This is a genomic window from Ruegeria sp. AG1 (assembly GCF_056541705.1).
This window is the reverse complement of sequence record NZ_JBQFYU010000003.1, coordinates 203,261-215,323: the sequence shown is the minus strand read 5'-3', so window position 1 is coordinate 215,323 and position 12,063 is coordinate 203,261. Positions and strand designations below refer to the sequence as shown.

Genomic DNA, 12,063 nt, shown 5'->3' with positions numbered 1-12,063 from the left:
TGGACGGCACGGTGCAACATCAGACCACTCAGGCAGACGCGCAACGCGAGGCGGTGATCCGCGTGCGCGGGCTTCGCAATCAGTTCGGGCCGCAGGTTGTCCATGACAATCTGGATCTCGATGTCTGGCGGGGTGAGGTCTTGGGCATCGTTGGCGGCTCGGGTACCGGTAAATCGGTACTATTGCGCACGATTGTGGGGCTGAACACGCCAGCGGCAGGCAGCATTGAGGTACTAGGCGTAGATGTCCTGAATGGACCCGAGGAAGATCGCCGCCGTATAGAACGCCACTGGGGCGTGGCGTTTCAGGACGGTGCGCTGTTTTCCTCGCTCACCGTTTTGCAAAACGTCATGGCACCGCTGCGCGAACATACTGGCCTGAGCGAAAAACTGATGGAATCTCTGGGCGCATTGAAGATCAGCCTAGTGGGTCTGCCACAGCTGAGTTGCGGCAAGTTTCCATCCGAACTTTCGGGCGGGATGCGCAAACGGGCCGCGCTGGCTCGCGCCTTGGCCATGGACCCCGAGATCGTGTTTCTAGATGAGCCCACCGCTGGTTTGGACCCAATCGGTGCCGCCGCCTATGATGAGTTGATCCGAGAGTTGCAGCAGGCATTGGGCCTGACGGTTTTCATGGTCACCCATGATTTGGACAGTCTGTATGCGATCTGCGACCGCATCGCGGTACTTGCAGAAAAACGCGTACTGGTTGAAGGTCCGATAGAAGAGATGACCAAGGTCGACCATCCTTGGGTTCAGGAATACTTCACAGGCCCCCGCGCCCGCGCGGCGCAGCAGAAGGGGTAAGGCAGGTAAGGCGATGGAAACCCGAGCGAACTATATTCTAATCGGCGCATTTACCCTTGCAGCACTATTAGGGGCTTTTGGCTTTTTCCTATGGCTCGCCAAGTTCGAGGTGACCCGCCAATACGCCTACTACGACGTGTTGTTCGACAACGTTTCTGGCCTGTCGGCCGCTGGCGGGGTGAGTTTTAACGGCCTTCCTGTCGGTCAGGTGATCTCATTAAATCTGGATGATGACGACCCCTCGAAAGTGCGGGTGAGGATTGAGGTCGATGCGGATATCCCCGTCACAGAAGACACGATCGCCCAATTGCAATCGCTTGGTGTAACCGGCGTTGGCTATGTCGAACTGACCGGAGGATCTACCACCGCCGCCCGCCTGCCGCAAAACAGCTTGATTAAAAGCAAACGCAGTACGATTCAATCTCTGTTCGAAGGCGCGCCGAAGGTGCTCGATGAAGCGATCACTTTATTGCAGGAGCTGAACTCGGTCGTCGATGAAAAGAACCGCAAGGCCGTCTCGGATATTCTCGAAAACCTAGCCTCCGCCACCGGGCGTTTGGACAAGACCATGTCGGATTTTGAAACCGTTTCCGGCAATATCGGCGATGCGGCCAAGGATATCGGTGAGTTCACCAAACGTCTCGACCCGCTGATCGCTGCGGCTGAAACCACGCTTCAGACCGGAAACGAGACGCTGCAATCGGTCAAAACAGCAGCGGACTCGGCGACAGGCGCGTTGGATGAAGCCAAAACAACCCTGACAACGGCAAATAGCGTCATGGCCGAAGACATCAAGCCCTTTATTCAGCGCGGCTCGGAACTGGCCGAGAACCTGACGCGGTTGTCGAATGAGGCCAGTGTCTCGCTAGGAGTGATCACCGAAACTGTGGCGAATGCCAACACCACGCTGGCGTCAATCACCACCGCGATGGACTCGACCAAGGGCGTATTGGCCTCGGCCGAGCGTGCCTTTGACACAGCAAACCGGGTGATAGACGAAGACGTGGCTCCTGTGGCTGAAGACATCCGCAAAGCAGCCAATCAGGTGACCGAGACCGTCTCAAACATCACCAATAAAATCGACGAGATCTCGGACGATGTCCTCAGCGCCTCGAACTCAGCGAAGGAGCTGCTGGGAACGGTCGACAAGATCGTACAAGACAACAGCCGGCAAGTGTCGAACTTCCTACGCGTTGGCCTGCCTCAATTCGTCCGTTTTGTCGAAGAGGCGCAGCGGCTGGTCATTTCCCTCGACCGCTTGGCTGACAGAATAGAACGCGACCCGGCACGGTTCCTGCTGGGCACCCAAGCATCGGAGTTCCGTCAATGATTAGGACCCTGTTTCTGACCCTGTCTTTGACGTTGCTGGGGGCCTGCGCCGGTCTTGGTACGCTGCGACAGGCCTCAAAACCAAACAACCTTTATCTGCTTACGCCCAAAAGCACGTTTTCTTCTTCGCTGCCCCGGGTCCAAAAGCAGATCGTTGTGCAAGAGCCGACGGCGACGGCCGCTGTCAACACCGACCAGATCGCCATTCAGCCCACTGCGCTTCAAGTGCAATACCTGCCGCAAGCGCGCTGGGTCGATCGCGCGCCGCTGATCGTGCAGGCGCTGATGGTCGAGAGCTTTGAGAACTCAGGCAAGGTTGCTGCGGTGGGTCGATCTACGGTCGGACTGCGCGCGGACTATGTTATTCAACCGGACTTGCGTGAATTTCAGGGTCTTGTCGTATCGGAAACTGAGGATTCCACGTCTGTAAGGGTCGAGGTGCGGATGAACATCAAGATCATCGACGAGTTCGAAGACAAAATCATCGCCTCAAGCTCATTCCGCGAATATGTCGTCTCGGCCAGCGATCAAACCCCTGATCTGGTAGAGGCTTTCGACATCGCGCTCGGCAAGACCATGCGCGATGCCGTGGAGTGGAGCGTGCGTAAAATCCACTCGCACGCCGCCAACAACCCCCGACCGTCGTTGCAATAGACCCTAGAAATGCTGGGCTGACGCGCGGTTCCAATCGTCGGCAAATTCAGCGGGTATAGCGTCTGACAGCAGCGCGCCCTCTTCCAGGATCGTGTGCATTTGCGCGTAGGAATGCTCCCGCTCGTCGGCGGTCCGGCGTAGGATGTCACGTGGATGAAGCTCGGCTACCGTTGATTTTCCCATCGCGCCGAGCAATTCGCGAAAGCTCTCCAAGGTGGCATCGTGGTAGCGATGAACCCGCTGACGTTTTTGCGGCACGTTTACCGCCCGCCCCCGGATCGGGTCCTGGGTCGCCACACCGGATGGGCAGCGGTTGGTGTTGCAATGCAGCGCCTGAATACAGCCGACCGCAAACATCATGGCACGCGCGGCGTTGCACATGTCGGCACCCAAAGCGAATTTTTCGACCAGGTCGTAACCTGTGGCCACTTTGCCCGAACAGATGATGCGGATTTTGTCGCGCAGACCCACGCCCTTCAGGCAGTTATTCACGAAGATCAAAGCCTCATTCAGCGGCATGCCAAGGCGGTTCGTGAACTCGACCGGAGCGGCCCCTGTGCCCCCTTCGGAGCCGTCAATGGTGATGAAATCGGGCAGGATCCCGGTCTCCAACATTGCCTTGCAGATTGCCATGAATTCGGACGGGTTACCGATGCACAGTTTGAAGCCAACCGGTTTTCCGCCTGACATCTCGCGCAGATGCTGGACGAATTCGAGCAGCGCGGTCGGGCCGTCAAAAGCCGAATGAACCGGCGGAGAAATGACGTCCTGATGCTCTGGCACGCCTCGGATCTCAGCAATCTCTTTGTCGACCTTGGCCGCGGGCAGTACCCCGCCATGCGAGGGTTTAGCCCCCTGAGACAGCTTGATTTCGATCGCTTTGACCACGTCCTTAGTGGCCTTTTCTGCGAACTTGTCTTTGTCGAACCCGCCGTCGGGGGTCCGACAACCGAAATAGCCGGTGCCAATCTGCCAGATAATGTCACCGCCTTCGGCCAAATGATGCGGAGACAATCCGCCCTCACCCGTGTTATGGGCGAAACCGCCATCTTTTGCCCCACCATTCAAAGCCCGAATGGCGTTGGCGCTAAGCGCCCCGAAACTCATAGCCGAGACATTCAGGCGCGACGCGCTGTAGGGTTTTTCACATTGCGGCCCGCCCAGCATGATACGTTCTTCGCTTTCATCCACGTGCTTGGGGGCCAGCGAATGATTGGCACGGTGATAGCCCACGGTCGTGATGTCGTATTGCGTGCCAAAGGCCTGCGTATCGACCTGACCCTTGGCTCGGGAATAGATCAGGCTGCGCACGATCCGGTTGTAGGGACGACCGCTTTCGTTTGTTTCCACGAAATACTGACGGATTTCGGGACTGACGAACTCCAACATATACCGGAAATGGCCCAGCACGGGGTAGTTGTTAAGCACGTTATGTTTGGTGGTCAGAATGTCGTACATTCCGATCACCGCGTAGGGGATCAGAATGATCAGGAGCCAATGCACCGGGTGCCAGACAAAGCCCAAAAGCAGAACCAGAGGCAAACAGACGAAGCTGAGAAAGTAGTAAAGCCTGCGTACAACCATTCCTGATCTCCTTGGGTGGGTTGTTTCGGAGTGCGGCGTAAAATCCATTCAGATCAAAACCGAAAGTGCTAAATCAAAGTGAAACAGCTTGGCTTTTGATTGCAAGCCCTCAGACAGTTTGCAATCAAAGGAGACGCGTTTGTGAAATCGCGTTACGAGTTTGATCGATCTGATGTTTTAGGGCGCGACGCCTGACAGGCTGGCATTAAGGGCAGGCAGAGTGAACACGCACAACTCTCAATCAGGCAAACAAGGTCGCGCCCTGATGTTTCTTGCCGTTTTTGTCGGCGGCGCACTAGGCTCTATAGTGCGGGAGTTTTTTTCAGTAGAAATCCCGGACGCTTCGGTCCTGACTGCAACGTTCGGGATCAACGTTTTCGCCTGTTTCGTCCTTGGCTGGCTTTATTCCATTCGCCATCGGGTTCACGCGCATGTTTTGCACCTCGGAGCTGTCGGGTTTTGTGGTGGCCTGTCCACGTTCTCTTCATTCGTTGCCGAGCTTGAACGGTTGGCCGCAAACACGCTTGGGGTGGCAGCGACTGCGGCCGGGTTGGAAATTGCCGTTGGCGTGGGTGCCGCAATCGCCGGTGAAGCCCTCGGGCGGCGTTTTCATGCAGGTCGAGGGTCCGCATGACGGATCTGTACCTGCATGCTCTGTTTGGCTTAGGCGGTGGTTTGGGTGCTGTGCTTCGACATTGGGTGGCGCTGCGGATCACGCACGACCTCCCCCTCTCAACCTTGATCGTGAATGTGCTTGGCAGCCTGTTGCTTGGGCTGTGGCTGGGCTATCTGGGTGGCCCCGTCGAACTGGGCGAGGAGGAAAAGCGGCTGGTATTCGGCTTTTGCGGCGGGTTTACCACTTTTTCCAGCTTCGCCTATCAATCGCTAGAGCTGCGACGCAGGCAAACACTGGCTCTGGCCGCAGGCAACATCGTCGTTAGCCTTGTGATGTGCTGGGGCGCGTTGTGGTTGGGTCTCGTCATAGCACGCTGAGTTGTATGCTACATTGCGTGCATATGCATTCGGAGCGCAAGGTTGCCCAAGATCCAGACCGTCCCGAGAATGATGATCAACAGAACAAGGGTCGAGAATAGGATCAGATCCAGATCCTCGCGGCTGCTCCGCCGCCGGTCAATGTGCAGGAAATAGACCAGTTGAAAGATCAGCTGCGCCAGACCCAACAGACCGATGGTCAAATACACTCCAGTCGTTTCAATACCAAACACTTGCGCAACGCCAAACATCGCAAGCGTCAAAAGCAGTGAGCCTCCGTAGCCGATGACATAGCGACGACGCTCGCGCCGGTGCATTTCGGAGCGTTTATCCATAGGTCAGACCTCCGAAATAGACGATTGTGATAATGCCGATCCAGATCAGGTCGAGAAAGTGCCAGAACAATGCAAGCCGCACGACGCGTGAGATGACCAGATCGGTCATTCCCATGACGCGCAGTTGAATACCTAAAACAATCAACCAAACACAGCCTGCCGCCACGTGCAGCCCGTGCAACGGTACAAGCCCGTAGAAGGCCGATAAAAAGCCGCTGCGCTGCGGGATACCGCCCTTCTCGACCATTGCCATGAAGTCTCGGATCTCAAGAACAAGGAAGCTGATGCCCAAGAACAGCGTTACTCCGAACCACAGAATGATCTTTGACCTTGGCAGGTTGTATTTCAGAGCCAGCATGGCCAACCCGACTGTCAAGCTGCTGGTCAACAGGATCATGGTTTGCGCGAAGATACTTTTGAGGTCGAACAGCTCGTGCGGGCCGGGACCACCCGCCTGCGCGTCGATCATCGTGATGTAGATCGCGAACATCAGGCCGAAATAGACCAGATCGCTCATCAGGAAGACCCAGAAACCGAAGGTGACGATTTCGGACGCTTTGTGGGCACTGGCGTGGCGTTCACCGAGGTTGATGCCGGGATAGCTATGAGTTGGGGCGCGTTTCATGTCACCACCTCCATGTCGGGTCGGGCAAGACCTCGGTTTTCCGTCGCCGTCTCGTGGTCCCGATCCACGGCGGTTTCGCTGTGAACCAGTGCGAGCCAGGCTTCGTGCTCCTTACGGACCTCCTCGGCGGGGATGGTGATTTCGGTGCTGGTGTCGAAGGTCCAGGTGATGAAAGCAAGGATCATCGCAACCGTCATCAGCGCTGCCAGCCACCAGATCCACCAGACCAGCGCAAACATCCAGATACCGCTGGTCACGCAGAGGATGAACCCGATCCCGGTATTGCGCGGCATATCGATATCCTCATAGGCGTCAGGGGTGGGATAGGCCGCGCCGCGTTCTTTGGCGGTTGCGAAGTCATCCCGCGCGGTTACCTGTGGGATGATGGCAAAGTTGTAGGGCGGTGGCGGTGAAGGGATCGACCACTCCAACGAGCGGCCATCCCATGGGTCGCCCACAGGAACGCGGGTTTTTTCGCGGTCGCGGATGCTGACCCAAAGCTGGACCAGAACCGACAGCAGCGCTGCTGTGATGACCAAAGCACCGACGACCGCGACGATCATATAGGGGTGAAAGCTCGGGTCTTCCCAACTGAACGACCGGCGCGGCATGCCCATCAGGCCGACAAAATAGAGCGGTAGGAAGGTCAGCATGAACCCAACAGTCCAGAGCGCAACCGTCACCCTGCCCCACCCTTCATTTAGACGAAACCCAAACGCCTTGGGGAACCAGTAGTTATAGGCCGCGAGCAAGCCAAACAGTACCCCGGGCAGCAGAACATTGTGGAAATGCGCCACCAGAAACAGGGTGTTGTGGACCTGATAGTCAATGGTTGGATTGGCCAGGATCACTCCGCTAAGGCCGCCAATGACAAACAGCATCAGGAAAGCCAGCCCATAGAGCATTGGGACCGAAAACCGGATACGGCCCCGCCAGAGAGTTGCCATCCAGTCATAAACTTTCACTCCGGTTGGAATAGCAATCAGCATGGTCGCGATACCGAAAACAGCGTTGATCAGCGCGCTTTGGCCCATGGTAAAGAAGTGGTGCAGCCAGACGGTGAAAGACAGGACCGCAATCGACATGGTGGCAATCACCAGCGAGGTATAACCATAAATGCGCTTGGCCGAGAAGGTCGCGAAGACCTCGGAATAGATGCCATAGGCGGGCAGGACCAGCAGGTAGACCTCGGGGTGGCCGAACAGCCAGAACAGGTTGGCGTAGTTCATCATATTGCCGCCGAGGTCGTTGGTGAAGAAATGAAAATCCAGATAGCGATCAGCGGCCAGCAACAAGGCCGCGACCCCGAGCGGCGGCATCGCAAAGACGATGAGAATCGAGCTACAGATGATCGTCCAACAATACATCGGCAGCCGCATGAAGGTCATTCCTGGAGCCCGCAGCTTGTAAATCGTAACGGCAAAATTGATCCCGGTCAGAGTCGTTCCGATTCCCGAGACAACTATAGCCCAGATCCAATAGTCCGGCCCCACACCCGGATTAAACGCGGCCCCGGTATAGGGCGGATAAGCGGTCCACCCCCCGGTCGAGAACTCTCCGACCACGAGAGAAACCATCAGCATCATGCCCGCCGAGACCGTCAGCCCCAGGCTGATCTGGTTCATCATCGGAAAGGCGACGTCCCGCGCGCCGATCATCAGTGGGATGACGTAGTTCGCGATGCCAAAGACAAAGGGCACAGCGACAAAGAAAATCATGATCGTGCCGTGGGTGCTGAAGAGTTCGGCGAAATGCTCGGCCTCAAGGAAACCGTCGCCCGGCCCAGCAGCCTGTTGGGCACGCATGACAACGCCTTCCAGCACCCCTCGGGCCAGCATCACGATGGCAAAGACGATATACATGATGCCGATTTTCTTGTGGTCGGCGCTGGTCAGCCAGTCGCGCCACAGCGGCCCCCACAGCCGAAACCACGACAACAGAAAGCAAACGGCGGCGGCTCCGACTATGACCACGGCGGCGGCGGAATTGGCGACGATCTCATTTGCGTTGGGGTTCTGGATCAGCCCCGCGATTGGAAACGCGTCCCAACTGAGGCGGCCGAAGAAACCGGTCTCTGAAGTCATTGGCCGACCCCCTGCCCGTATGAGGCTGTTCCCGGCTGCTGATCGCGCGGCAGGGCTTGGCCAGAGTGATAGCGATGCAAAATCGACTGAAACAAATCGCCGTCGTCCAAGCGGAAATACAAGGCGTTTTCAGGCATATCTGAGGTTCCGAGGGCCTGTTGCACCTCATCCCGGTCCGAGCGCATGGCGACGGTCCTATAAGTCGCCGCATCCAACACGATGCCGTTCTGGCGCACGCCTTCGACCCAAGCGTCAAAATTCTCCGCCGATAAGGCAAGCGTTTCGAACTTCTGTTTCGCGAAACCGCGCCCATTGTATTGCGTATTCTCGCCCTGCATCTGTTCGGGTTGATCTGCGACTAAATGCAGCTGAGTGGTCATGCCCGGCATCGCGTAAATCTGCCCGGCCAAGGCAGGGATCATAAAAGACTGCATTACCGTGTCCGTCGTCAGAGTCAGAGCGATTTGCTGTTTGACGGGAATTCCCATCTCACCCACGGTCGCGATCCCCAGATCGGGATAGATAAACAACCACTTCCAATCGAGACCAACGACCTGAACCTGAACGGCAGGTTCATCCCCAAAGGGTGCCGCGTAAGGGTCCAGGCGATGGGTTGCTTTCCATAAGTAGATCGACAAAATCGTGACGATCACCACAGGAACGCCCCACATCACCATCTCGAGCCGGGGCGAGAAGTCCCAATCTGGCCTATAGGCAGCTGTACCGCCCTTCCGACGACGATATCGCAGCGCAATAAGCGGAACCAGAACAAGAACAGGCACAACAGCGATCAAAATCAACCAAGTTGCCCGCAAAAGATGTGCCTTCTGCACCGCCGCGATCGGCCCCTGAGGGTCCATGAAGCTGTCACCGGCGCCTGCGGTCCGGGCCGATGACACCACCACCACAAGGGCCATCAGCATCGCCGCCGATATGAGGGCCGTTCTGACCTTGGTCATAGGCGACTGTCCTCTTTCGCATCCGTTTCAGTGCAACTATCGACAAAGGCAATAGATTTCTCAAGGCTTTTGATCGCAGCCTTCAAGCTGGCGCCAATGGTGCTCTGGTTTCGGTTGACTTGCAGGCATCGTCGGGACACAGCTTGGCTAAGATGCGTATTCTCATTTTGATTTTTTGCCTTGCCGTCCAGCCCCTGGCGGCCAACGCGCAAGATCGCGCCAAGGTTGAGCGCCAGTTTCAAAACTGGTTGCAGGAAACGGTGTGGCCGCAAGCCCGTGCCAAAGGCGTTTCGCGCCAGACCATGACACAGGCTCTGTCCGGCGTGACATTGAAATGGGACCTTCCCGATCTGGTGCCGCCGGGCAGCCCGCCGCAGTCATCAAAGCCACAATCCCAAGCCGAATTCGGAGCACCGGCGCGCTATTTCAAAGCAGGCTCTTTGCAGGGCGCGACTGCTCAGGGGCGCAAAATGGCCAAACGGCACGCCGCGGTGCTTGCCCGTGTCGAGGCCGAAACCGGCGTTCCAGCCCGCATCATCCTCGGCATCTGGGGACGTGAAAGCGGCTATGGTCAAGTGGCGATCCCTCACAACGCGTTTCAGGTCCTCGCGACAAAGGGATTCATGAGCTCCCGCTCGCAATATTTCACAGCCGAGTTGCTGGCCGCCTTGCAAATCGCAGAAGCAGGGCATTTGAACGGTCGTGAGATGAAAAGCAGCTGGGCCGGAGCGCTGGGGCAGCCGCAGTTCATGCCCTCGAGTTTTCTGACCTACGCCGTGGACGGAGATGGCGATTCCAGCGCAGATATCTGGCAATCCGAAGAGGACACGATCGCCTCGATCGCCAACTACTTGTCGAAGCATGGCTGGATTTCGGGCCGTGATTGGGGATTTGAGGTTTTTGTGCCTGATACAGTCAGCTGTGCATTGGAGGGTCCTGATCAGGGTCGCAAGATCGAGGAATGGACCTCGATGGGGATCACGCGCGCTTCGGGCCGTCCATTTCCAGCGCATGAACTGCCTGCCCAAGGGTTCCTAATGATGCCCGCAGGTCGAACCGGACCGGCGTTTTTGGTGACCGAGAATTTCTATGTCCTGAAAGAATACAACAAGAGCGATCTATACGCCCTGTTCGTGGGTCATGTCGGGGATCGGATTGCATTCGGTGTCGGAGACTTCACGGCGCGCTGGGGTCGGGTTGACACACTATACCGATCAGAAATTGCAGCGATGCAAAGAGGGTTGGAACACCTTGGCCATGATGTCGGCGGCGCAGACGGCCTGCCAGGTTTCAAAACGCGACGCTCAATCGGGCGCTGGCAGAAAACGCAAGGTCGGGCCGAGACGTGTTTCCCTGACCGTGCGCTTGTCTCTGAACTTGGGCAGTAACCAGCCCCAGTCCAATTCAACAATGTTTGTTTTTCCTCGCTATCGTTGCCTATTAAAGGTCAATTGACAGGCTTGCCCAAATTGGCTTGATGCACGGCCTTTCTATTGACCGGACATGTCGCACTGGCTTGGCGCGGCTGTTTAGAATCAACCTGTTATGGATACATCGCCCAGATCGCGATACTGGAGCGCTTCAACGAAGCGACCTCGCGGCTTGAGATGCCAGCCCAAGCAACCAGAAACTGGCAACATAACTGTCTTTTGACTTGCTGTTCCCGCCATGGCACGATCTGACCGATTTAAGCTCAGGCCCTTCGGGTAATATTGAATGATATGGCTCCAAAGCCTAAGAGGAATAACCCGATAGGTTTCGACCAAGAGGGGCAACTAGATTGAGAGGCACTATGACACGCAAGGTCACCAAGGCGATTTTCCCCGTAGCAGGACTTGGAACACGCTTTTTGCCCGCGACGAAATCCGTCCCTAAAGAGATCATGACGCTGGTTGACCGCCCTCTGGTCCAGTACGCCATCGACGAAGCCCGCGCTGCTGGGATCACCGAGTTCATATTTGTCACGTCCCGCGGAAAATCCGCGCTTGAGGATTATTTCGACCATAACCTCGTTCTGGAACAAGAGCTGAAAGCCAAAGGCAAGGACAAGCTGCTGGATACGCTCAATGCGACAAACATGGAAAGCGGCGCCATCGCCTATATCCGCCAGCACAAGGCGCTTGGGCTTGGCCACGCGGTCTGGTGCGCGCGCCGCCTGATCGGGGATGAGCCTTTCGCCGTCATGCTGCCCGATGACGTCATCGCCGCCGACAAGCCCTGTTTGCAGCAGATGATCGAAGCTTATGAAGAAACCGGCGGCAATATGGTTGCCGCGATGGAGGTTCCGCCAGAACAAACCAGCTCTTACGGGGTGTTGGATGTGGGTGACAATGTGGGCACGGTCGTGCGCACGCGCGGCATGGTTGAAAAGCCCAAGCCCGAGGATGCGCCCTCGAACCTCGCAGTCATCGGACGCTATGTGCTTGGGCCGTCAGTTCTGTACAATTTGAACCAAAAAAAGAAGGGTAGCGGTGGAGAGATCCAGCTGACCGACGCCATCGCCGAAGATATCCGCAACGGTGTTCCTGTCTTTGGTTACAAATTTGACGGTCAACGCTTTGATTGCGGATCTAAAGCTGGGTTCCTGCAAGCAACCGTCGCATTTGCCTTGGCCCGCGATGATCTGCGCGATGACCTGAGCGCGTATCTGCACGACCTTGTCTCGGCTGAGAAAGCTGCCCAGTAAACGGGCGA

General features: G+C 56.9%; 12 protein-coding genes. 7 read left to right on the top strand and 5 right to left on the bottom strand.

The window, feature by feature from the left end:
* Window positions 1-11 precede the first annotated feature (11 nt).
* The 3 genes from ACR0B5_RS05610 to ACR0B5_RS05600 are packed head-to-tail and all read left to right on the top strand — an operon-like array spanning window position 12 to window position 2,789.
* Window positions 12-806 carry an ABC transporter ATP-binding protein gene (locus tag ACR0B5_RS05610; protein ID WP_480539028.1) on the top strand — a complete coding sequence of 265 codons (795 nt, stop codon included), beginning with the start codon at window positions 12-14 and terminating at the stop codon, window positions 804-806.
* Between the two features lie 13 nt (window positions 807-819).
* Window positions 820-2,136: an MlaD family protein gene (locus ACR0B5_RS05605; protein ID WP_480539026.1), complete on the top strand. Its 1,317-nt coding sequence runs from the start codon at window positions 820-822 to the stop codon at window positions 2,134-2,136.
* On the top strand, window positions 2,133-2,789 hold the full coding sequence (locus tag ACR0B5_RS05600; protein ID WP_170378328.1) for an ABC-type transport auxiliary lipoprotein family protein: 657 nt from the start codon (window positions 2,133-2,135) through the stop codon (window positions 2,787-2,789). Before ACR0B5_RS05605 ends, ACR0B5_RS05600 begins: the two co-directional genes overlap by 4 nt.
* Before the next feature lie 3 nt (window positions 2,790-2,792).
* Here ACR0B5_RS05600 and ACR0B5_RS05595 read toward each other — a convergent pair whose 3' ends face one another.
* Entirely contained in the window at window positions 2,793-4,373 is a 1,581-nt protein-coding gene (locus tag ACR0B5_RS05595; protein ID WP_480539024.1) for an FMN-binding glutamate synthase family protein, read from the bottom strand.
* 265 nt (window positions 4,374-4,638) lie between these two features.
* Here ACR0B5_RS05595 and ACR0B5_RS05590 point away from each other — a divergent pair, with 265 nt between their 5' ends.
* Window positions 4,639-5,007: a fluoride efflux transporter FluC gene (locus ACR0B5_RS05590; protein ID WP_480539022.1), complete on the top strand. Its 369-nt coding sequence runs from the start codon at window positions 4,639-4,641 to the stop codon at window positions 5,005-5,007.
* Window positions 5,004-5,366 carry a fluoride efflux transporter FluC gene (locus ACR0B5_RS05585; protein WP_480539020.1) on the top strand — a complete coding sequence of 121 codons (363 nt, stop codon included), beginning with the start codon at window positions 5,004-5,006 and terminating at the stop codon, window positions 5,364-5,366. Before ACR0B5_RS05590 ends, ACR0B5_RS05585 begins: the two co-directional genes overlap by 4 nt.
* An 8-nt stretch (window positions 5,367-5,374) precedes the next feature.
* Here the strand turns inward: ACR0B5_RS05585 and ACR0B5_RS05580 are convergent, their stop codons facing one another.
* From ACR0B5_RS05580 to ACR0B5_RS05565, 4 genes are read right to left on the bottom strand one after another with little or no spacing between them, the layout of a single operon-like run.
* Window positions 5,375-5,701 carry a cytochrome o ubiquinol oxidase subunit IV gene (locus tag ACR0B5_RS05580; RefSeq protein WP_480539018.1) on the bottom strand — a complete coding sequence of 109 codons (327 nt, stop codon included), beginning with the start codon at window positions 5,699-5,701 and terminating at the stop codon, window positions 5,375-5,377.
* Window positions 5,694-6,326 (bottom strand): cytochrome c oxidase subunit 3, encoded by a 633-nt coding sequence (locus tag ACR0B5_RS05575; RefSeq protein WP_480539016.1) that lies wholly within the window; start codon window positions 6,324-6,326, stop codon window positions 5,694-5,696. The genes ACR0B5_RS05580 and ACR0B5_RS05575 overlap by 8 nt, the downstream gene beginning before the upstream one ends.
* Window positions 6,323-8,410 (bottom strand): cbb3-type cytochrome c oxidase subunit I, encoded by a 2,088-nt coding sequence (locus tag ACR0B5_RS05570; protein WP_480539014.1) that lies wholly within the window; start codon window positions 8,408-8,410, stop codon window positions 6,323-6,325. The genes ACR0B5_RS05575 and ACR0B5_RS05570 overlap by 4 nt, the downstream gene beginning before the upstream one ends.
* Window positions 8,407-9,369, bottom strand: a complete 963-nt coding sequence (locus ACR0B5_RS05565; RefSeq protein WP_480539012.1) for a cytochrome ubiquinol oxidase subunit II family protein — start codon at window positions 9,367-9,369, stop codon at window positions 8,407-8,409. The genes ACR0B5_RS05570 and ACR0B5_RS05565 overlap by 4 nt, the downstream gene beginning before the upstream one ends.
* A 152-nt stretch (window positions 9,370-9,521) precedes the next feature.
* Between ACR0B5_RS05565 and ACR0B5_RS05560 the strand changes: the two genes are divergently transcribed.
* Window positions 9,522-10,757: a lytic murein transglycosylase gene (locus tag ACR0B5_RS05560; RefSeq protein WP_480539010.1), complete on the top strand. Its 1,236-nt coding sequence runs from the start codon at window positions 9,522-9,524 to the stop codon at window positions 10,755-10,757.
* Between the two features lie 404 nt (window positions 10,758-11,161).
* A complete protein-coding gene (galU, locus tag ACR0B5_RS05555) occupies window positions 11,162-12,055 on the top strand; it encodes a UTP--glucose-1-phosphate uridylyltransferase GalU (RefSeq protein WP_170643338.1) in 894 nt (297 codons plus the stop codon).
* Window positions 12,056-12,063 lie beyond the last annotated feature (8 nt).

Bases quoted from the DNA above. Each gene is read 5' to 3' on its own strand.
- ACR0B5_RS05605 (WP_480539026.1), top strand. From the start codon at position 820: ATGGAAACCCGAGCGAACTATATTCTAATCGGCGCATTTACCCTTGCA.
- ACR0B5_RS05600 (WP_170378328.1), top strand. From the start codon at position 2,133: ATGATTAGGACCCTGTTTCTGACCCTGTCTTTGACGTTGCTGGGGGCC.
- ACR0B5_RS05595 (WP_480539024.1), bottom strand. From the start codon at position 4,373: ATGGTTGTACGCAGGCTTTACTACTTTCTCAGCTTCGTCTGTTTGCCT.
- ACR0B5_RS05590 (WP_480539022.1), top strand. From the start codon at position 4,639: ATGTTTCTTGCCGTTTTTGTCGGCGGCGCACTAGGCTCTATAGTGCGG.
- ACR0B5_RS05585 (WP_480539020.1), top strand. From the start codon at position 5,004: ATGACGGATCTGTACCTGCATGCTCTGTTTGGCTTAGGCGGTGGTTTG.
- ACR0B5_RS05580 (WP_480539018.1), bottom strand. From the start codon at position 5,701: ATGGATAAACGCTCCGAAATGCACCGGCGCGAGCGTCGTCGCTATGTC.
- ACR0B5_RS05575 (WP_480539016.1), bottom strand. From the start codon at position 6,326: ATGAAACGCGCCCCAACTCATAGCTATCCCGGCATCAACCTCGGTGAA.
- ACR0B5_RS05570 (WP_480539014.1), bottom strand. From the start codon at position 8,410: ATGACTTCAGAGACCGGTTTCTTCGGCCGCCTCAGTTGGGACGCGTTT.
- ACR0B5_RS05565 (WP_480539012.1), bottom strand. From the start codon at position 9,369: ATGACCAAGGTCAGAACGGCCCTCATATCGGCGGCGATGCTGATGGCC.
- ACR0B5_RS05560 (WP_480539010.1), top strand. From the start codon at position 9,522: ATGCGTATTCTCATTTTGATTTTTTGCCTTGCCGTCCAGCCCCTGGCG.
- galU (WP_170643338.1), top strand. From the start codon at position 11,162: ATGACACGCAAGGTCACCAAGGCGATTTTCCCCGTAGCAGGACTTGGA.